The following is a 21,478-nucleotide window of genomic DNA, read 5'->3' on the forward strand; positions in this document are numbered from 1 at the left end:
TAGATTGCTAAAAGGCTCTTCTATTTCAGTGCGGAAATAATGAGGTTCAGGCGATTTTTAGATCCCGCACCCACTTTTGGCAAAAAAATCACCCTGCATTAGGGCGATAGCTAAGGCGGCTTTTTAATTGTAAATCAATCATCAAAGTCAAAATATCATAGATTGTGAGGCTTGTCCCAGGTGTCATATGCGATATTTTCCTGCTACACAACATTAGTCATCATCGGCCGCACAGCGAAATCCGATATTTCCAGTTGAACTGTCGGGGGTATTCGAACTGCGTGCCGCCACCCGGTACCGGTTGCAGTAGGATCTATGACAAAGGTAGGAACCTCCGCGCATGACTTTCGTTTCCCCTTCTGTGGGCCCTTTAGGGTTGTCGCGGCCCCCCCTTTTGTGGATGCTTTTGCTAAACCAATCGGAACACCATTCCCATACGTTCCCAGATACATTATACAATCCATACCCATTAGCGGGAAACGACGTGGCCGGAGCTGTCCCAAAGTATCCATCTTCCTTCGCATTGGTTTTTGGAAATGTGCCTTGCCAAATATTGCAATAGTGTTGGCCTTCTGGCGTCAGTTCATCTCCCCATGGGTACATTTTTTGTTCCAAACCGCCTCTCGCCGCAAACTCCCATTCAGCTTCCGTCGGCAGCCGTTTGCCTGTCCAATCGGCGTAAGCGCTTGCGTCATTCCAAGAGACGTGAACGACGGGGTGATCCATGCGACCTTCTATGCTTGAATCAGGTCCTTCCGGCTGATGCCAATAAGCCTCTTCTACCATACACCACCAAGGTGTGCCGCGAACGACTTGTGTGACCTTTGCTGCCGTGTCAGGTGTTAAAAAAGAACGAAAAACGAATGACCAGCCAAACCTTTCAGCTTCCGTCTTGTAACCCGTAGCTTCTACGAATTCAGCAAACTGTGCGTTTGTAACCACAGCCGAATCAATGTAATAAGGAGCTAAGTTCACTTTCCTTATCGGTCCTTCACCATCGGCCGGAAAGCCTTCGTTACTATTGGTCCCCATCATAAAATTCCCGCCTGGAATATAAATCATATCCTCTTTCAAAGCCTTGCCGCGCGTTATGATTTGGTTATCAGTCATTGTCACCGTCTTATGATTGTGCTGATTTCTGCTAGCTGCGCAACAAGATGTTTTCCCCGATTCCATTGTATCTCCACTCCCGCTTAGTCAGATTCTTTGATTTCGTACACAAGATCCAGCAAAGCAGCCTGAACCGATTTTTAGAACCTCAGTTACCATTTTACCCTTTTTGACTATTAATTGAATTATAAGTTAAATAGCATATAATTTAAATCAACAACAACACTACAAATCAATTACGTAGTTGTTTAATCTTAGGAGTTGTAAAGAAATGCATGTTAGGGGGATATATCGTGACCTTTATCTTATTAATTGGTGTTTTAGGGGTGCTCGTTGTTATGTTACTTAAAAGACCCATCCTTGGCAGACTTGGCGGTGATAATAATCTAGTGGATTATTTAGGGAAAGCTAAATGGTTTCATAACTATTGGCTCGCCGGAATATTTCTATTTATTATGAACACAGCTCTGTTCCTTATTACCGGTTTTATCCTTTACTTATTAACGCTCTTTTTAATACCATTTGTTCATTTGTTCGTCATGCTTTTGGCTGTGATCGGAAGTATCCTTATTTGGCTGCTGATTAATAAAGCGTGGCGCGGCACAAGAAGCAATCGTTTAAAGATGGGATTAATAGGAAGCAGTTTTTATTTCTTTTTAACGATCATTTTCATTTATAAACTAGTGACATTGAAACCTGCCTATCCAGGCGAAGATACTTTTATGGCTGCCATAGGCTTGATTTTCGCCATCGTAGTCGCTGCGGTCGCGTTTACAGCATGCTTTGCCTTTACCGGATTTTCTAAAAAGGAAGAAAATATGTAAGATATTTTGGCGGCAAGCCGAGGGGGGGTTTCGGTTTATGTGCTCTACCTGAGATTTATACGCGCCCCTCAGGTTTTATGCGCTCCCCTCGTTTTTTTGCATCCTCCACCCCCGTTTTTGCGTCCTCCCCGGATTCTTTTATAGGAAAATAGCAGCAAAATTCATTGCGGTATTGACGTCCCGACAAAAGGGAGCTAAAATTAACCCAACAGACAAATGATAACGATTATCATTATCGTGTACATAGGAGGAATGAAAATTGCTCAATAAAGTCTTTAACTTGAAAACTACTTTAATTACGCTCTCATTGGTTATTTTAATTGGCGTTCTCGTGTGGCAAGGCATCTACTTTAAAGGGAATCCTGACCCCACTGCTAATCATATATCCCGTGGTTCCGCGATCATAAACACAGCTATTCTCGTCTTCCGGGAAGGATTAGAGGCCATTCTCGTTTTAGCGGCGATCATTTCCGGACTAATTCGTAAGAAGCAAGATAACTATTGGAAACCGATATCTGCCGGAGCAGGTGTTTCATTTGTAGCCACTCTCGTAACGTGGTTTGTGGTTGTGGCAATTATTGCTTCCGTTAATGCATCACAACTTAATATCCAAGCGTTCACTGGTATCTTAGCTGTGGTCGTATTATTGATTATTCTCAATTGGTTTTTTCATAAAGTTTACTGGTCTGGCTGGATCCGCCTCCATAATAAAAAGAAACAACAATTCATTGGAAAGAAAGATACCGATGTTTCAACGGGCGCTTTCTGGTCTTTATTTTTAGTCGGTCTAACCTCCGTCTATCGTGAAGGTTTTGAAGTTGTTCTCTTCCTTCAAAACTTACGTCTAAAAGTCGGCTCTGAAATTATCATCCAAGGTACATTGATTGGCTTGGCGTTAACATTAATTGTGGGAGTCCTGACATTCTTATTCCAAAAGAAACTTCCTCATAAAAAGATGTTGGTATTTACAGGTGTCCTATTAGTCATGGTTCTTGCGGTGATGGTCGGCGAAACTGTACAGGAAATGCAGCTTGCCGGGTGGCTAAGCACGACATCTATTGATGCTCAATTCCCAGATTGGTTAGGTGTTTGGTTCTGCGTATTCCCTAATGTCGAAGGCTTGTCCTTGCAGGCTCTTGCGGTCGTCTATGTATTAGGCTCTTATTTCCTTCAACGCTACTTAACTAAGCGAAAAGCAATGAAAAGCTTATCAATCAAAACAGCATAAATTTAACGCGTTACAAAAAAGGGCTGCCTTAGGGCTGCCCTTTTGCAGTTTGGCATAACTTCCGGAGACTTTCGCTTTTCTTGGCTAATATTTATAAATCTCTGGGACAACCTATCTTTGAATGAAGCACCTTTTTCTTACATGATAAAATACTTTTGGGACAATAAATGAATTAAAGGGGTTTAAAACATTGCAGAAACTCGAGCGACTCACCAATCGCATCTTATACTTACCGCCATATCAAGAAACGGATCGTCCTGTTCTAGGGGCTGTCTTAGGGGATGATAAAACCGTATTAATTGATGCTGGGAATTCTTCCAATCATGCCAGGTTATTTCTAAGCCAACTAGAAGAACGTCATATCAGCGCCGACTTGCTTGTCCTTACCCATTGGCACTGGGATCACGTATTTGGAATGAGTGAGATACAAACCCCGATTATTTCTCATCGCAAAACTTATACCAAAGTCAAAGAATTACAGGATCTTTCCTGGGAAGACAGATTCTTGGATCAACGCGTTAAAGAGGGAACAGAAATCCCATTTTGTGCTGACGCTATGAAGAAAGAGCTGGGAACTAGGCGTGATGTTTTTCTCCCTTCACCCGATATTACTTTCGATAACCGACTGTCAATCCATTTAGGGGGAGTGACTTGTGTCATTGAACATGTGGGCGGAGATCACTCCAATGACTCTTGCATCATTTATATACCGGAGGAAAAAGTCCTATTTCTAGGAGATTGCATGTATGCGAATCTCTATTCAAAAAAATGGAGTTATACACTTGAGAATACACTCCAATTAATTCAACGAGTCGAAAAATACGATGCAGACTTTTTTGTCCTATCACATCACGATAAACCACTAACCAAAGAGGCGTTTCATTCACAACTTCTCCTTTTTAAAAGCATAGCACGTCTTACCGAAAAGTGTGATGGAGATCAGGAAGCTATTTCTCGTGAATTGTCTAAAAACTTGTCAAGGGGATTAAATGAAGATGATATCGAAACGATTAGCTTTTTTGTTAATGGGTATTTGGGGTGATTATTTCTACCCCTCTGCATTCGAACGTGATTTTCTAAAAGCCAAGAATTAATGACGGGATCGGAAAAGTCAAAACGGGCCAGACCAAAGTCTGACCCTTAAATAGACCAAAAGCAATAAAACGCTGCTTTTCAGCCATCCTATTTATTTATAACTGCTTTATCTGAGTAGGATCGGGGGAAATCGACCAACACATCCAAAACAACCGCACCGGCTTCCTTCAATATTTGTTGTTTCTGCGCTGCAGTTTCGGAGGAATTTCGAATAATAGCTCCCGCATGACCCATTCTTTTTCCTTCTGGGGCATACATTCCTGCTATATACGCAAATACTGGTTTTGTCATCTGTTTAATTATCTCAGCTGAAAGCATTTCATCGTTGCCACCAATTTCGCCAATATAAATAACAGTGTCAGTTTCAGGGTCTTTCTCAAACCGCTGTAAAATGTCAGCATGTTGAACACCAATAACTGGATCCCCGCCTAAGCAAACAACCGTACTTACCCCAAGCCCCATTTTGTTAATCATTTCGATAACTTCATAGGTTAAAGTCCCGCTTCTGGAAACAACCCCAACCTTCCCTTGCTTTAGGATGGTATCATGAATATCACTAACATTCGCTTTGCCCGGCGAGACAACTCCTGCTGAATTTGGTCCGAACAAGAGCACTTGATGGGCCTTTGCATAATGGACCATTTCCATACTGTCGTGAATGGGCACACCTTCTGAATAAATGACAATAACTTTAATCCCTGCATCAATTGCTTCCAAAACAGCTTGTTTAACAAACTTCGGAGGGATGCTTATAAAAGAGGTATCTGCATGGGCTAAGACTACTGCCTCTTCAACAGAGTTATAAACTGGGATACTTTGAATATACTGCCCTCCTTTCCCAGGGGTTACGCCTGCGACAAGAGGAGTATTATATTGAATCATCCTATTAGCAAACGCGCGGCCCACATTCCCCGTTATCCCTTGAATGATGACTTTGGATTCTTCTTTAACGATGATGGGCAATTCCCGGTCCCTCCAATTTAAAGTTAATACGCTCACATGCCTTTTCTAAATCATGGGTTGTTTCAATATTTGGGAATACAGATAGAAGATTTTCGGATTCCTCTTGGTCGATTCCCCGTAATCGCACGACCACTGGCAAGGAATCTCCGCCCAGAATGTTAGCAATAGCAGTAGCCGTGACCTTACAACTTGCCACTTGGAAGTAAAAGTTAAACAATATACCCTTGGGACTTAATCTTCTTACCTCTTTAATAAGTTCTTCCGCAGCATTTACATCGTGAATCACATGCCCCCCTAAATCAACCAAGGCTCTTACGGTTCCCCTTTTACTGCAAACCAAATCAAAGGTAGCCATTCCCAATCCTGCACCACTAGTAATCACGGCGATGTTTCCATCTAATTCAACACCCACCGCACCGATATCAGAACACTTTTCTTCAAAACTCCCCTTTTGACGCGGTAAGTAATCAATATTAGCCGATGGTTTGGTATGGCCATCTATAATAACTTTGGCATCTCCAGCAACCATTTCTCCATTGCTTTGGACAAAAAGAGGGTTAATTTCGATTAATTCAGCCTGTTCATCGCTAAATAACTGCCACATATGATCTATGATTTCATCGATTTTACGAAACTCAACCTGTAAAAAATAGGAGACTTTCCTCTTCATATAAGCTTGAAGACCCATTAAAGGATGAATCGGTATCGTTAAAATATCCTGCCTTGAGACGGCCTCGATGTCAATACCGCCCTTCCCGCTTGCTAGAAGAACAGGCCTTTTTTTATTACGGTCCAAGATAATGGATAAATATAATTCTCTATCATAATCAATCTTTTCTTCTAAGTACACATGGCTTACTTTATGGCCTCGAATTGTCTTTTTTAATAAATCTTGGGCTATAAGAACGACCTTTGACCTATCAGTCACTTCAACGATTGCTCCAGCCTTGCCCCTACCGCCTGTTAATACTTGGGACTTTGCCATGAGGGGATATCTCGCTTCTTCTGATAGTTGCTGCCATAGCCATCCTTTAGCTATTGGAATACCATAGTTTTCAAACAGCCTTTTCCCTTCATATTCATAAAGTTTCATACTAGTTATCCCTTCTTAGCTGCTCTTTTTTCAAAGAACTCGGTCATAGCTTGTTGAGGTTCCCCCGATTCATAAGCTATTGTATGGGCCTTTATGGCGTAATCCATGCAATTATCAAAGTTTTCGTCCCCTAGTTGTTTAAACCATCGCTTATTTACAGCTATGCCAATAGGAGGTTTGGCTGCAAGCTCTTTAGCCAAATCACGTGATTTTTCCTTTAATTCATTATCATCAACAACCCTTGTAATAAGGTCGTAGTCTTTTGCCTCTTCCGCTTTAAGTAGTTGACCGGTTAAAATAAGGTCAATTGTTTTGGTTCTGCCCATCGTTTCCCAAAACATAGTGCTTCCAATTATACAAGGAAGACCCACATTGATTTCGGTCATCCCGAACTTAGCACTTTTAGCTGCTATTCTAATGTCAGCAAGTAACGCTAACTGCAGACCCGATCCTGTTGCGAAACCGTTAATAGAAGCGATAATAGGCTTTTCGATACTCCGTATCACCCTGTATAGCTTATCAAATTCGTCCACCCACGCATCAGCTGTTTCCTGATTAACAGTTTTGCTCTCATTTAAATCCTGGCCTGACGAAAATGCTTTACTTCCCGCCCCTGTTATAATTATCGCCTTAACCTCACTATCCCGATTTGCTGCTTCAAAAGCATCTGTAAGCTCCGCCTTTGTTTCAGTACTTAAGGCATTGTAAGTTTCTGGGCGGTTAATCGTAATCGTTAAAATACCCTCTTCCACCTCAAAAAGTATATTATTATAAAACATGACATAAAACCTCCCAATTATTTATTATTTGATAATTCCCATTTCCTTGTAATACATTTTTGCCCCAGGGTGCAAATCTGTTCCTAGGTTCTTAACAGCCTTTTTGATGTCATAGTCTTTTAATGCTGCCTGGATGGACGGCAGCCTCTCCTGGTTGTCATTAATAATTTTTGTGATTTCATAAATGACATTGTCCGGCACATCTTTATTTGTTACGAGAATAGTACCCATCATAGCTGTCTGAATATCCTTGTTTCCATTGACCACCTTTGGATAAGTGCCCGCAGGCAATATTCCTTTTTCAATGCCGTATTTGGACAAGTATTTAATTAAATCATTAGACATTGGCAATATTTTCATTTCCCTGCCATTGGAAGCCTCAGTTATAGCGGATCCTGGAATAGCGAGTTGTGTAAACATTGCATCTACATTTCCATTTTTAAATTGTTCCGCTTGTTCCGTGTAGCTTCCGTGGAAGATGTTCCCGCCCCATGATTTAATATCTTTATAGGTTACGCCGTAATAATCCAAAACCTTTCTTAGTACCCATTCATCCGTATTATTCACAGGTGTGACTGCGATTTTTATCGGTATCTTCTTTTTAAAGATTTCATCTATGCTGTTAATCTTAGAATTAGCATCGACCGCAAAATGGAAATAGTTAAAACCAAAGCCGTTACCAATGGCTACTATGTTTGGATACTTCTTTTTAAAGGGGTCTTCACCTTGAGCGGCTGCCTTAATAAATGCCGGCTGTTCCCACGCTAATTGTGCAGTCCCGTTTTCGACGAAGGGAATATTTTGCAAACTCCCACCGGGTATAGTCTTAATAATGATCTTAGGGTTTGTTTTATTAATAATGGAAGCAATCCCTCCGGCCATGCTGTACCAGCCGCCGCCTAGCGATCCAGCGGCCCAGGTTAAGTGAGTGACTTTTTCTACATGAAGCCCACTATTTCCATTTGACGTTTTGTGCATATCTGTCTTTTTACCTGTTGCATACGGATTACTGCATGCAGTAAGAACGACCATTAAAATTGAGACTATTATACAGATAACAACTTTTTTCATCGTTCACCTCCTAGAATCCTATTGCATGTTGCTGTGTTGCATCTCAGGTTCACAAAGATCATCACCTACTTTCAGTAACATGTGATTTATTTGCGTAATTATTTGCTGACTTCCCTTTATATTGCAAATATTCAAGACAAATAAGCGCCAGCAATAAAATGACTCCTGAAATAGAAATAATCGCTATGTTACTTAAAGAGATAATAGCTGCGATGAAAATAGCCAACCTCATAGTTACCGACATTTTTCTGAAAAGGGTCCCAACAACGACAGCCGCAAGCGCAATAACTGCAAGGCCGGTAGAAATAAAGGTAAGGACTGTCATGCCAAAAGATGTGTCTTGATAAAAGAGTAGTTCAGGCTTCATAACGAAAACAAAAGGAACAATAAAGCCTGCTAAAGCAAATCTTGGTGTCATTAACGCTGTCTTCATAGGCGGTGATTCCGCCACGTTAGCAGCTGAAAATGCTGTAACACCTACTGGCGGCGTTATATCTGCAAGAATGGCAAAATAAAAGACGAATAAGTGTGCGATGAGTATTGGGACATCAAAGTAAGATAAAGCCCCCGCAGCTACAGTAGCAGTAATAACATAAGCAGGCGTTGTTGGTATGCCAGCACCTAACACAAGAGTCACAATCATAATTAGAAATAAAGCTATCCCAAGATTTCCAAAGGAGTAGTTTAATATAATGTTGCCAAGTGATAAAGCTACCCCGGTTTGATTTAATACGGCTACAATAATTCCTGCGCCTGCTAAGGCTGATGCGATAACGACCGCCCCGCTTACCGCATAATTAACACCATCAATGATATTCTTAAAATTTAGTTGTCTCCTCGACATAACTAACCAGACTAGTATACAAGAGACAAGGGCGTACACTGCACTTTTCGCCGGAGAATAACCAGTAAAAAGAAAATAGAGTATAGCAACAAAAGGGATGGCATAGGGTATTCTTTTAAGAATATTTTTAAATCCGACATTCCATTCTTTCGGGGACCTTGATAAATTCATTGATATAGCTTCAAAATGTACCGTTGACAAAACGCCGATATAATATATGATGGCACTCAAAATGGCGGCTTTAATAATATTTGTATAATTGGTCGAAGTCATTTCAGCCATTACAAACGCTCCTGCGCCCATTATCGGCGGCATTAACGGTCCGCCTGCGCTTGCAACCGCTTCAATGGCACCGGCCTTTGTGGAAGAATAACCAATCTTTTTCATTAGGGGAATGCTAAAGCTCCCTGTTGAATACACGTCAGATACTGAACTGCCACTTATACTCCCGTATAATCCACTCGATAAAACTGCTATTTTTGCAGGTCCTCCGCGGTACCTCCCAGTAAGAAAAATTGAAATATCCATGAGGTATTTCCCGACACCTGTTCTCAGCATTATGGCAGCAAATGCTATAAATATAAATAATGTATTGCTCGAAATCCCCGTTAAAAAGCCATATATCCCTTCATCACCTTTTAAATAAAATAATTCAATGACACGATCGAAACTTATCACACGAGAATGGAACATACCGGGCAAGTGAGGCGCGACAAAGATGTAGCAAATAAGGAAAGCGATTACAATAGCAAATGCGAAAGAGACGGCCCTTCGGCATGCCTCAATAACAAGAATAACAACTAAGGTTCCCAAAATAACTTGAGTCATAGTAACGGGGTTAACGAATTCAATACGTTTGTTTAGATTAGCAGCATTTAATAAAAGATAGAGACTTGGAAGCATGCTTAAAATCGCCAAAAGCCAATCAAAAACAGCAGGCTTATCCGACTTTTTGCCTTTTCGGCGAAATGGAAAGACAATAAAAGCCAGAGGAAGCAAAAGAAGCAGGTGGATAGATCTTTGCACTCGAGGTTCATAAGATCCAAAATAGGCTGTATAAATATGAAATACCAAGGTGATTATCGCCCATATTGTAAAAGCTATGCCTAATTTCCCCTTAAAGGTTCTCATCTTTACCCATCATCCCTTTCAAAATCAACTTTGTACTTCCACTCATTGGTATTCACAATATAAGGGTTTACATCAATAGGTAAGTTATTTTTGTCATATGAAATTCTAGTAACCTTTAACAGAGGCTTATCTAATCGAACGCTTAGTATTTCTGCAATGTCAGGTTTAACGGTAATTGGTTCTATTTCTTCTTCAGCACGTACTATTTCTATACCTAACTTATCTTCGATTAATTCATTCAAAGAGATAAATGACAGATTTTCTGAAAAGATTTCATCCGGGATGATTGGATTAATATAATGCTCCAAATAGAGAATGGGTGTATCGCCAAAATAACGAACCCGTTTTAAATGAACAACCTTTTGATTCTTATCTATATTAAATAGGTGGGAATAGCACCCATGTGTTTGATCAATACCGATTGTTCTTGATGATATTTCTTCCCACTTGTCTATGTAATTCGATCTGAATCCCGTCATTCGTGTCCACATTTCTGCTGGCCTGCGGTTTGCTACAAAAGAGCCTTTACCCTGTAGTCTGTAAATATAACCGTCATTTTCTAACTGCTTTAAAGCTTGTCGAACTGGCGTCCTGCTTGCGTTGTATATTCTATCCAGTTCCGTCTCGGAAGGAAGTTGTTCCCCCATTTGATACGTTGAGGATATAATTTTATTAACTAGATCATCGTATATAGACTTATAAAGTGATTTTCGAATCGTTAGCACCCCCTTCTATAGTTTGTTTATCGTCTAACTTATAATACTAAGTATTATATGTATTGTCAATATAAAATTCCGCCTGAACGGAATATTCTGATTACCAGCGCCAAACTAAATTTGCCCAACCAATTAATGTAAAATAGAAAAAACAGGATCAAACGGTATATACCGTTTGATCCTGCCCCATTTCTGCCCCAATAGATTATATATTTCTAAATAAATTGTATACCAATAAGCACAAGCGGTAAGGTTACAAGACTTAAAACAGTGCTGACAAGTGTTGCACTTGAAACAAACTCCGGCTCGGTCTGATACTGCAAGGCATACATCGTTGTATTAGCGGCAGTGGGCATTGCAGCCATCAGAATCATGATTTTTTGCAGCAAATCATCGATTGGCAAAATGAAAGCCAATAATAAAGCAATAGCTGGAGACAAAAGTAGTTTAATAACTAATGAAAGGGATATTTTATGAATGGCTAACTTTTTTATCGATATATTTGCCAGCTGCATGCCTAAAACAATCATTATCGTTGGGATTGCGGCATCTCCAACCATTGCAACAGCATCCATTATGGTATGATTGACTTCAATATGAAACCATTGAAACAACGCTCCCGCCAAAGCACCATAGGCGATTGGCATTCGCAAGACGGCGCCCAAAGACGCCTTTAGACCATCATTATTCGGGCTTCCTTTTGCCGCATAATAGATCCCAACCGTACACATTAGAAGCGACTGAATGACCATAAGGATGATGGCATAATGCAACCCTTCTTTGCCGAACACAAACAATACGAGCGGTGTGCCGTAGTTCCCATTATTCATAAATGCTGATGCTAAAATCATGCCGCATGTTTCCTTTTTTGAAAATCCCCTTATAGCACTGACAATATGGACGATCCCTATCAAACTAAAACAAAGAACTATCGTGTAAATAAGCAAATAACCATATGTCACATTAAATTTTGACTCATAGAAGGTATGAAATGCCAGGAAAGGCGTCATTAAATACAATGCCATTGTTGATAATGTCTTCGTGTCAAAGCCAATGGTTTTCTGCCCGACATATCCTATGCCAAATATTCCGAATATCGGCAACAGGATTTCCAAAAACGCCATATGCGTCACCCAATCCACGTAGTATAAATCCTAGCCTATCAAACTCATGAATTCAAAACAACAAACTTGACCGGCAAAGTTAAGCCCTTTCGCCTAATGTGGAATAGAATAGAATTAATTATATAAAAAGGTATATTTAAGTAAAAACAGGAATAGCTAACCCCCAATTGAATGTGTTATTCCATACTGACATGGACCTGAAAATTCACTTTTAATTTAGGATAATATTTTCCTCTCCAGTTTTTTAAATCGTCATAAGGGATCTGATCACGGAAATATTGACCAAATCCGAAGATATCGGTATTGCTTTTTTGGGCTTGTTTAAATATGTGGTAAAACTGTTTTTGAGTAAGCTTTTCTAGCCTTTCTCTTATCTGGTTATTCGTGATATCTGCTTTTCTTTCCAAAATGTCAATTTTTAAGTTCAAATCGCTATATACCAGCGGCTTATTATTTTTCATAACCGTTTTATTTTCAATTGTGCTTTTTGTTACCATAACACTTGCAAAACCCACACTCTCTATCTTGCCTTTTGCACTTTTGTTTTGGAACAAGTTAATTAATTGGTTTTCATTTGGACTGATTCTTTGAGTGATTTTTCCCTTTTTTAGAACGGCAGCGCCTTTATAATTTAATACAGTATCTTTTCCAGAATCAACAACCGGAATGGTTATATCTTCAGTATATGAAAATAAACTGCGATACACTTCCCAAATAGGAGCGCTTGAAATCTCGGGTGCCCAGCCAGCTCCTTTGTTAAAAAAATCGTATAAAGAAGTGGAATCGACCCCTAATTTATCGTTAATATTCGACAACAATTTCTCAATATGGTCATTTGTAATGGCCAACATTGCTTTCATGGGGATTTCCTTAGAGTCCATCAAAAATTTTATAAGTTGCCTTAATTCCTTTTGGTTTTTTGTTAAATTCTTTTGTATAACAATCAATCGTACATGTGAGTAATCCACTGCATCTTCAGAGTTTGTCTTTATTTGCCCAAGTGCACTGGAAAAGCTCTCACCTTTGCTTGTGACGATTCTTGACATTGGACCGCTCTGCGTTTGGCCACTTAATTTCGGTATTGGAATTTGCGCGGTCACCTTATATTCATTATTGTCTGCTTTGGCAATACCTATGACCAGAGGAAGGTTCCTCTGATCAATATCTTTAATATCCCAACATCCGCTAAGAAAGGTTAACAAAAACATAGCCGTAATCAACGTTTTATTAACCCTTTTCATAAGACACCCTGCCTCTTTTCATTACAAAGCCACAAATCAAAGTAGAAAATGGAATGACAATCATAAAATACACCTGAGCGCCTGCACTCCATAAAAACCATTTATCTGTCCAAGACCGGCTTGGAACAAATAATGCAAAAATAAATGCGATAATGGAAAAGACAATAATCCAATAAGAGGTTTTTACTTTTTTCCATTTCAACATTTTGTGCATGATTCTTCCAATCATCCAAAGTAAAACGGCATTCAGTATGACCGTAAATCCGATCAGTGATAACGCCAAGAAGATCGTTTGTTGATTAAATATAAACCATCTGATGTCAACTGAACTTATTGCTCTTATCATCGAGAAAGGCAATGTCATGACCGCCTCTTGGCCAAATATAAAAAGCGGGATATACACGACGGAAAGAAAGGAAATCATCACACAAACCCATGCTAAAAAAATAAAACCAAATGTTAATTTGGTTTTATAGGCCATGAACCCCAAAGGTAAGAACGCCGCAAAGCCCATCAGATAGAAGAATTTTTTCTCCATTAAAAAGTCGAAAGATGAGTGCCAAACTGGCGTTGCGTTATGCCAATCAAAATTTATCAAAGAGGACAATATGACAAACAGCATCAAGGGAATAACTATAAGGAAAATAAAAACGGATGAACGCAGAATTGTACCTAAGCCATTTAAAGCGATATAAGTCGTAATAAAAAAAAGAAGCACCAATACTGGCCAGTAGGGTGTACGCGACAAAAAGACCGAAATAATAACCTCAGTATGCAAACGGATATCATATGCAATGAGCGCGGTTAAGGAGATGACAAATGGTATAAGGATAATAAATGCAATCAATTTTCCCGCTTTTAAATAAATATCAATGACATCCTGCCCGGGAAAGTAACTTAATCCTTTAATGTAGATCCATATTAAAGTCAATTGAAGCAAACCCTGGCAAAGAACCACTTCCCAGTGTCCGGTATTCGTCAACTGAAAGATAAGGTCAGGATAAATCGTATGATTTAAACCTATATATAGGATGATAAAAACAAATCCTATCTGCAGTCTATGACTCATTTTGCGTCCCCCTTTCTCTTATGCGAAACGCTGTATACGGGATACCATTTGAAGTTAAACTCGCCAAATAGACGATGGTAAAAAGAAACCCGATAAAAACACCTAAAACGCCATAAATGGAGGCTAAAATTAAAATTGGGTATCTCAACAGGCGGATGTACAAGGAATTTTGTATTCCTGAAACCACGGAACCCGAAATGACAATGGCAGTGACTACAATCACCAATAACGGACTGACTAATTTCGCCTGCACCATCGCCTGGCCCAGTATAATTCCCCCAACCATTGTAATGGTAGGACCGACGCTTTTGGGAAGCCTCACAATCGCTTCAAGTGTTAAATCGACGAGAACGACCATGATCATCGTTTCAAGCAATGCCGGAAATGGAATACCCCGCCTGCTTTCTGAAACAAATAAGGCAAGGTCTATTTTTAATATCTCAGGATTGACTGATACGATTGCAACATATAAAGCGGGAAGTAAGACGTTGATGACAGCCCCAACCACTCTTAGTGTTCGAAGTGCATATGCCAATAGTGATGGATAATTGCGATCACTTGCAATACAAAACATATCCAATAGAAGATTAGGGAAAACAAGCGCAAAAGGGTAATTATCCAAAAGAAGCACAACCCTGTTCTTTTTTAATAGATGGGTGACCTCACTCGGAAGTTCTGTCAGAAACACATGACTAACGATACTGCTGCGCTGACCAAAATATTTATTGAGATCATCAACCGTTTCAATATCTGTGTCTATTTGTTTTATCTGCTTGTTAATCTTCTTGATTAATGTGTCCGGAGCCCTTCCCTTGATATAAAGCATTGACAGTTTTCGGCTTGCGAGTTTTCCGACTTCATGGGAAGAATGACACAGACGTTCTGTATCAAGCCTTTTTCGGATTAACCCTATATTCGTTTTAATGTCCTCGACAAAAGCATCTAATGGACCTTGAAGGGGGCTTTCACTTTGGGGTTTATCAATGTTTCTTCTAAGATTTCGGGAGACAGGGTCCACTATGGCGTTTCGTTTCCCGTTCCCTAATACGATCACCAATTTACCTTCTAATATAGCTTTTATTAATTTCTCTGTATCAACATCAAGCTGGTCACTAAGATTTATAAAAAGCTCATTGACCGAGGAAGAGGATGCTGCTACTTGCCGTACATATAAATTTGATTTGGCTAAATCAATAAGCGTATTAAATCCCATAAGGTAAAATGGCATTTTATCTTTTTGCTCTTCCTCGAAGAAAAAGTCATCATGTCTAGAAAACCTGGCCTGTATTTCCTTAACCACATTCACCATTAGAATGCTCCTCAAAAACGATCTAACGTTATTGTTACACGCAAATAAGTTTTTATTCTAATTGGCCATGTCCATATGGAGGAAGAGAATAATTGTTAATTAATTGGAAATAATAATACCCTTGATCAAATAATCATTTGGAAAGAAGAGGGAAAGTCAATTCAAATCCTAGGGTTATTTTTATATGTTGTTGCTGCTTGGCGGTGGGGGGATTGGAGGAATTGGGAAAAGTACCAATCGACCATTCTCTATAAGATTGTTGGTGCATTACTATATGAAGTTTTGACCTATAACTATCCTTTATGGGAATTTAGGGGTTCTTTCCTGCAATCTCATACATTAGTTAGCCTTGCTATTACATTTATAGGATTTCCGTGTACGGTTCTAATATTTCTTACCTTTTACCCTGACTCAAAAATAAAACAATTTTTTTATCTTCTTTTTTGGGTAATGTTAAACTCAGCAATGGAGTTATTTTACCACCTAATTGGTTTATTTAAATATGATAATGGGTGGAATTTTTGGTGGTCTATTTTATTCAATTGTATTATGTTCCCTATGTTAATTTTGCATCATAAGAAACCCTTAATGGCATATATAATCTCTGTACCGATAGTTATTTTAATTTTACTATTCTTTAATGTTCCTATTAATAAAATGAAATGACCCGAGAACATGAGAAGATATAATCAGCGGCATGGGCACCTTCTAAGGATAGGAAAGATGTATAAGAGCATTTATGTTATGAATTAAGCCTGCCCCATTTTTTGATGTGAAAAATGAAGCGATGAAAGACCCCCCTGGTTATATTAATGAGGGATTGCATCGCTTTATTTTGAGAAATTGATTAAAAAGAGATCACAATTTAAGTTTCAACTTTTACGGTATGCCTTTCTTATTCATACGTTTCCAGGCATTGCTCGTTTGCAGGTCAGCATTTTTCACACCTCAAAATGCCTCGCGAAAGAGAAAAAGGAGATAAATCATGCTCAGTTCGTCCGGTTAGGCATAGGTCGCTTAAAATTTCTCCAACGACACTGCAAAACTTAAAGCCATGCCCTGAGAAACCGCCTGCTATGGCAACATGCGGATATTCAGGATGACTGTCGATAATAAAATCTTCATCAGGTGTTCTCGTGTACATGCACACCTTTCCCTGCTTTAATCTCCCGGCTGCTCTTGGCATATAGTTATTCAGAAAACGTCTGAGATCTTCTTCATCAGAATGATGCGCCCCAAATTCCCTATTAATTTTATTAGGATCAACGAATTGGCCTGCATCATGGCGGCCAATTTTTACCCCGCTCCCGCCGAAGCTTGGTGTTCCGTAGAATAATTGATTGTTAAGGTCAAAAGAAAACGCCGGGAAACGGGCGTCATTATATAAGCCGTCGTCAGACTCAAACCAGCCCAGCACCTTTCTAACCGGCTGCAAAGCCAATTTAATATCCTTAAGGAGCTCACCGGTCCACGCACCTGCCGTGATGATAAGTTTATCCGCATAATAATCTTTGTCTTTTGTTTGCACCTTTACACCGTTGCTATAGCAGGAAATCGTTTCAACAGGAGTATGTGTCATTAAATCGGCACTATAATCAAAAGCAAGTTTTCGATAAGCTTTGATACATTGTTCGCTGAATAAAACACCAGAGGTTGTTTCCAAGCAGCCAAGAGTGCCTTCAGGGAGCGAAAGTCCAGGCCATTCTTTATGAATGTCGTCACGGCCCATAATCTCAATCGGCAGGGCATATGTCTTAGCACTGTGGATCGTTTCTTTTATAAAAGAGGACTCCGAATGTCCAGCACAGAGAACCCCCGTCTTAGAAAATAAATGTTCCCCGCTTTCCTTCTCTAATTCATGCCATAATTCCTGGGCTCTTATGGCCAATGGCACATAATGTTCCCCTTCCCCATAAGCATGGCGAATGGTTCGGGTTTCACCATGGTGACTGCCGCGATCGTGCGGAGGATCATTTGCATCGATAAGCAACGTGCTAACTCCCCTTTTTGCAAGAAAATATCCTGTCGCCATTCCCATTGAACCTGCTCCAACAATAATCACTTCATACTGCTTTTTCATATGATCGCCTCTTTCACGAAAGGAAATAATCCTGATCTTACTTTAAAATACAATCTATCATATTATTAGATCTTTTCAAAGCTTAGCAAAATTGCAATATGCAAACTTTTCAAAGTTCCTATCACAAGAATAAAGTATGATTTCGAAAATAAAGTAGGGTTTTGGACTTTAGTTCTTTACTACAATGTTTGTTTAAAGCAGTTTTGTATTGAAATTCAAAAATAAATGGCCTATATCTTTTAAATCTCACAAATTAAAATATAATTTAGAAATCAAAATCAAGAGGCGTTTTGCATTCCAATCATAAAATAATTGGAACCGCTTACTTCCCTCACTAATGATTTTTCAGTGGTTTCGATAGTTATTCCGAATGTAAAATAATGAAATGGAGGGAAGACACATGACCGGGACAATAAAGATCGATAATGCTCCGTTAAACAAATTCCATCTGAAGATTACGGCCTTCACGTTTGGTTCGAACTTCTCTGACGGGTACGCTCTTGGGATCATTGGGATGGCTCTTACATTAATTGGGCCGCAAATGGAGCTTGGCACTGTGTGGCAAGGCCTAATTGGCAGCTCTGCATTAATCGGGCTTTTTGTCGGATCATTATTATTAGGGTGGTTAGGCGACCGAATAGGCAGACAAAAAGTGTACCTTCTGGATTTTTTATTAATCGCGGTTGCCTCGTTTCTGCAATTCTTTGTCGATGGGCCGCTAGCGTTATTTATTCTGCGCTTATTGATCGGTTTCGGCATTGGGGCAGATTATGCGATCGGACCGACGCTGCTTTCTGAATTTGTTCCAAAAAAATATCGGGGAAGTCTGCTAGCCTCTCTAACTGTCATGTGGACTGTTGGCTATGTCGTAGCTTATTTCGTTGGTATTCTATTAGAAAAAGCTGGGCCTGACTCATGGCGCTGGATGCTCGCCAGCGGCGCTATTCCGGCAGTCATCGTTCTATTATTGCGGATAGGGACACCCGAATCGCCAAGATGGCTGATCAGCAAGGGGCGAATAGAAGAAGCCCGCCAAATTGTAAAAAGGTTTATCGGTCCTAATGTAGATATTAGTGACCTTATAGCGGATGGTCAAAGTGAACAACATTCAACTAGTTTTATGATGCTTTTTAAGAAAAAACACCGGACACGCACGGCTTTTGGCTGTTTATTTTACTTCTGTCAAGTTCTGCCTTACTTTGCGATCTACACCTTTCTGCCGCTTATTTTTAAAGCCATGGGCGTTAAAGATGACATCTTGGGAAATATTTTATTGAATATATTCCTGCTGATAGGCGCCATATTGAGCCTTTGGTTTATCAATAAACTGTCTCGCAGAACATTTACGATTGGGTCATTTTTAACTCTTACCGTTTCTTTGCTTTTGCTTGGCATTTGGCCTCATGGACCCTTTATCTTGGTCATGCTGTTCTTTGCTGTATTCACTTTGGTTATGTCAGGGTTTTCAAATATAGCCCAAGTCTATCCAGCGGAACTATTCCCAACGGAAATCCGCGGATCAGGAGTCGGATTGACCAATGGTGTAAGCCGGATCGGTTCTGCGATCGGAACCTTCCTTCTGCCAATAAGTTTGGCATCTCTTGGACTCGGTCCCTCTATGATTGGATTGGCTGTGGTCTTATTAATTGGCGCTGTTATATCCATTGCCTGGGCACCGGAAACAAAAGATCTTTCTCTTGATGAAGCCAGTCAGACTCCCGAGTCATCATCGCAAGACGTTGTGTCATCATCACCAAGGAAAAAGATGTCATCACACTAATGGGGGATTTGAAACATGAACAGTACTGAAACACGTCATCCAAAAGATATTAAAGACGTTCTACTAAAAAGCCATTCTGTATCAATGAATGATTTCATTGCAGTTGCAAGATATGGAGCAAAGGTTTCTTTCTCACAAGACTATTGTGATCGGGTCAACCATTCAAGGCATTTAGTAGAGAAATGTCTTGAGGAAAACCGATTAATATATGGCATAACGACCGGATTTGGTGATAATGTCACCCAAGTTATATCACCAAAGGATGCTGAAAGGCTCCAAAGAAACATTGTCCGCTCCCATGCCGTCTCTGTGGGTGACTCGTTGGAAAAAGAGGTGGTGCGAGCCACGCAGCTCATGATGCTGATCAGTCTTGGTCAAGGCTACTCGGGCGTTAGACTTGATGTATTACAACTTATAGCATCCCTTTTAAACCATGATGTGATGCCGTTTGTGCCTGGCGATGGTTCAGTTGGTTATCTGGGGCCTGAAGCCCATATGGCTCTAGTATTAATGGGTGAAGGCCTTGTGTTGGATCAGGGTGAATTGATTCCGGGAAAAGAAGCCTTAAAGAAGGCGGGATTAGAGCCTGTAACATTAGGCTGCAAAGAGGGTTTGGCTCTGACAAGCGGAACGACTTCGGTTATGGCCCATGCCCTATTAGCATTGTATAACGGCATCCAATCGGCAAAAACGGCGGATATTGCCGGTGCTATGTCACTAGAGGCTTTAAAAGGAACACTGAAGGCCTTTGATCCTCGTTATCATTCTGTAAAAAGACATAAGGAACAGGCGGGGACGGCAGAAAATATCTTAAGAATTCTAGATGGAAGCGACATCACGGAAAAATATAAAGACTTCAGGTTGCAGGATGCCCATAGCTTGCGCTGTATCCCGCAAATGCATGGCGCCGCAAAAAAGGCGCTTAAGGACGCTTTGGATACAATTATGGATGAAATGGGGTCAACCGGCGACAATCCTATTATTTATCCGGAAGGTGATGACGGAATCGGTCTAATGGGCGGCAACTTTGACGGGTCATATGTAGGGATTTATTCGGATGCGATGTGTATTGCGATGGCTAATCTCGCAAAGATATCCGAACGGAGAGGCGACCGGTTGGTTAACCAGCACTTCAGCGGCCTCCCTAACTTTTTAACAGCAAATCCAGGGTTAAATAACGGATACATGATCCCTCAATATACAGCAGCTGGACTATTAGGAGAAATAAAAGTGCTGTCACACCCGGCAACAGTTGACAGTGTATCGACAAGCGCGGGTCAAGAGGATCCTGTTACCTTTGCCTATCTTGCTTCGAAAAAAGCCTATACCATTTCGAAAAAACTTGAGTACATCCTAGCGATTGAGCTCATGGCGGCAGCCCAAGCCCTAGACTTTCACGGTACACTCCAACCGTCGCTGGCGTCCAAAGCGGCGTACAACCTCATTCGGAGCAGGGTCCCGATAGTAGAAGAAGATCGATATTTCTATCCTGATATCGAAAGCATTAAAGAACAAATACACGAAGGCGACATCCTGCGAGCAGTGGAAAACGTTGTTGGTGAGCTTCAGTTTTGATATTAAAAAATGTCTATGTAGAAAGAGGGCCTACCAATAACGGAGTATCGATAGATCCCTTGTCCAAGACGCAATGTCTCGCGGAATCGACGCAGATATCCGCGATGAAGACGCAGTCGGCGCTCATAAGGACGCAGTTACCCGGTCCAAGACGCAATGTCTCGCGGAATCGACGCAGATATCCCCGATGAAGACGCAGTCGGCGCTCATAAGGACGCAGTTACCCGGTCCAAGACGCAATGTCTCGCGGAATCGACGCAGAAAACCGCGATGAAGACGCAGTCGGCGCTCATAAGGACGCAGTTACCCGGTCCAAGACGCAATGTCTCGCGGAATCGACGCAGATATCCCCTGTTATTGTACCTATATAGTAGACAGTTTTAGAAAACCGCACTCTGGATATAAATGTGTATAAAAATAGAACGGAGGCGGATTGAAATTGGATA

The 21,478-nt window shown here is 40.5% G+C and carries 18 protein-coding genes; 6 read left to right on the plus strand and 12 right to left on the minus strand.

Going from position 1 to position 21,478, the window contains the following annotated elements; translation table 11 throughout:
* Nucleotides 1-213: 213 nt before the first annotated feature.
* Nucleotides 214-1,176 (minus strand): formylglycine-generating enzyme family protein, encoded by a 963-nt coding sequence (locus tag EV207_RS19410; protein ID WP_132747814.1) that lies wholly within the window; start codon nt 1,174-1,176, stop codon nt 214-216.
* A 227-nt stretch (nt 1,177-1,403) separates the two neighbouring features.
* On the opposite strand from EV207_RS19410, the gene EV207_RS19415 reads away from it, so the two are divergent.
* The 3 genes from EV207_RS19415 to EV207_RS19425 all read left to right on the plus strand — a co-directional run bounded on the left by EV207_RS19415 (nt 1,404) and on the right by EV207_RS19425 (nt 4,204).
* The gene (locus EV207_RS19415; protein WP_243647164.1) at nt 1,404-1,934 is read left to right on the plus strand and encodes a hypothetical protein; all 531 of its coding nucleotides are present in this window, start codon (nt 1,404-1,406) and stop codon (nt 1,932-1,934) included.
* A gap of 259 nt (nt 1,935-2,193) precedes the next feature.
* Nucleotides 2,194-3,162 carry an FTR1 family iron permease gene (locus tag EV207_RS19420; protein WP_132747816.1) on the plus strand — a complete coding sequence of 323 codons (969 nt, stop codon included), beginning with the start codon at nt 2,194-2,196 and terminating at the stop codon, nt 3,160-3,162.
* 190 nt (nt 3,163-3,352) lie between these two features.
* Nucleotides 3,353-4,204: an MBL fold metallo-hydrolase gene (locus EV207_RS19425; RefSeq protein WP_132747817.1), complete on the plus strand. Its 852-nt coding sequence runs from the start codon at nt 3,353-3,355 to the stop codon at nt 4,202-4,204.
* Nucleotides 4,205-4,344: 140 nt separating this feature from the next.
* Here EV207_RS19425 and sucD read toward each other — a convergent pair whose 3' ends face one another.
* The 10 genes from sucD to EV207_RS19475 all read right to left on the minus strand — a co-directional run bounded on the left by sucD (nt 4,345) and on the right by EV207_RS19475 (nt 15,597).
* On the minus strand, nt 4,345-5,220 hold the full coding sequence (gene sucD / locus EV207_RS19430) for a succinate--CoA ligase subunit alpha (RefSeq protein ID WP_132747818.1): 876 nt from the start codon (nt 5,218-5,220) through the stop codon (nt 4,345-4,347).
* Nucleotides 5,204-6,313 (minus strand): ATP-grasp domain-containing protein, encoded by a 1,110-nt coding sequence (locus tag EV207_RS19435; RefSeq protein ID WP_132747819.1) that lies wholly within the window; start codon nt 6,311-6,313, stop codon nt 5,204-5,206. Before EV207_RS19435 ends, sucD begins: the two co-directional genes overlap by 17 nt.
* A gap of 5 nt (nt 6,314-6,318) precedes the next feature.
* Nucleotides 6,319-7,092: an enoyl-CoA hydratase/isomerase family protein gene (locus tag EV207_RS19440; RefSeq protein WP_132747820.1), complete on the minus strand. Its 774-nt coding sequence runs from the start codon at nt 7,090-7,092 to the stop codon at nt 6,319-6,321.
* Between the two features lie 24 nt (nt 7,093-7,116).
* A complete protein-coding gene (locus tag EV207_RS19445; protein ID WP_132747821.1) occupies nt 7,117-8,163 on the minus strand; it encodes a TAXI family TRAP transporter solute-binding subunit in 1,047 nt (348 codons plus the stop codon).
* Between the two features lie 61 nt (nt 8,164-8,224).
* Nucleotides 8,225-10,138: a TRAP transporter permease gene (locus EV207_RS19450; protein WP_132747822.1), complete on the minus strand. Its 1,914-nt coding sequence runs from the start codon at nt 10,136-10,138 to the stop codon at nt 8,225-8,227.
* A 2-nt stretch (nt 10,139-10,140) separates the two neighbouring features.
* A complete protein-coding gene (locus tag EV207_RS19455) occupies nt 10,141-10,863 on the minus strand; it encodes a GntR family transcriptional regulator (protein ID WP_132747823.1) in 723 nt (240 codons plus the stop codon).
* A gap of 206 nt (nt 10,864-11,069) precedes the next feature.
* A complete protein-coding gene (locus tag EV207_RS19460) occupies nt 11,070-11,978 on the minus strand; it encodes an AEC family transporter (RefSeq protein ID WP_132747830.1) in 909 nt (302 codons plus the stop codon).
* 176 nt (nt 11,979-12,154) lie between these two features.
* A complete protein-coding gene (locus EV207_RS19465; protein WP_132747824.1) occupies nt 12,155-13,219 on the minus strand; it encodes a Ger(x)C family spore germination protein in 1,065 nt (354 codons plus the stop codon).
* Nucleotides 13,206-14,288 (minus strand): GerAB/ArcD/ProY family transporter, encoded by a 1,083-nt coding sequence (locus EV207_RS19470; protein WP_132747825.1) that lies wholly within the window; start codon nt 14,286-14,288, stop codon nt 13,206-13,208. The genes EV207_RS19465 and EV207_RS19470 overlap by 14 nt, the downstream gene beginning before the upstream one ends.
* A complete protein-coding gene (locus EV207_RS19475; protein WP_132747826.1) occupies nt 14,278-15,597 on the minus strand; it encodes a spore germination protein in 1,320 nt (439 codons plus the stop codon). The genes EV207_RS19470 and EV207_RS19475 overlap by 11 nt, the downstream gene beginning before the upstream one ends.
* Before the next feature lie 165 nt (nt 15,598-15,762).
* Between EV207_RS19475 and EV207_RS23980 the strand changes: the two genes are divergently transcribed.
* Nucleotides 15,763-16,263 carry a CBO0543 family protein gene (locus tag EV207_RS23980; RefSeq protein ID WP_424511388.1) on the plus strand — a complete coding sequence of 167 codons (501 nt, stop codon included), beginning with the start codon at nt 15,763-15,765 and terminating at the stop codon, nt 16,261-16,263.
* Between the two features lie 265 nt (nt 16,264-16,528).
* Here the strand turns inward: EV207_RS23980 and solA are convergent, their stop codons facing one another.
* Nucleotides 16,529-17,677, minus strand: a complete 1,149-nt coding sequence (gene solA / locus EV207_RS19480; RefSeq protein ID WP_132747827.1) for an N-methyl-L-tryptophan oxidase — start codon at nt 17,675-17,677, stop codon at nt 16,529-16,531.
* Between the two features lie 400 nt (nt 17,678-18,077).
* On the opposite strand from solA, the gene EV207_RS19485 reads away from it, so the two are divergent.
* The gene (locus tag EV207_RS19485) at nt 18,078-19,457 is read left to right on the plus strand and encodes an MFS transporter (protein WP_243647165.1); all 1,380 of its coding nucleotides are present in this window, start codon (nt 18,078-18,080) and stop codon (nt 19,455-19,457) included.
* Between the two features lie 15 nt (nt 19,458-19,472).
* The gene (locus EV207_RS19490; protein ID WP_132747829.1) at nt 19,473-21,032 is read left to right on the plus strand and encodes an HAL/PAL/TAL family ammonia-lyase; all 1,560 of its coding nucleotides are present in this window, start codon (nt 19,473-19,475) and stop codon (nt 21,030-21,032) included.
* Nucleotides 21,033-21,478: the final 446 nt, after the last annotated feature.

Source organism: Scopulibacillus darangshiensis (genome assembly GCF_004341035.1).
In the GTDB taxonomy this organism is placed as follows: domain Bacteria; phylum Bacillota; class Bacilli; order Bacillales; family Sporolactobacillaceae; genus Scopulibacillus; species Scopulibacillus darangshiensis.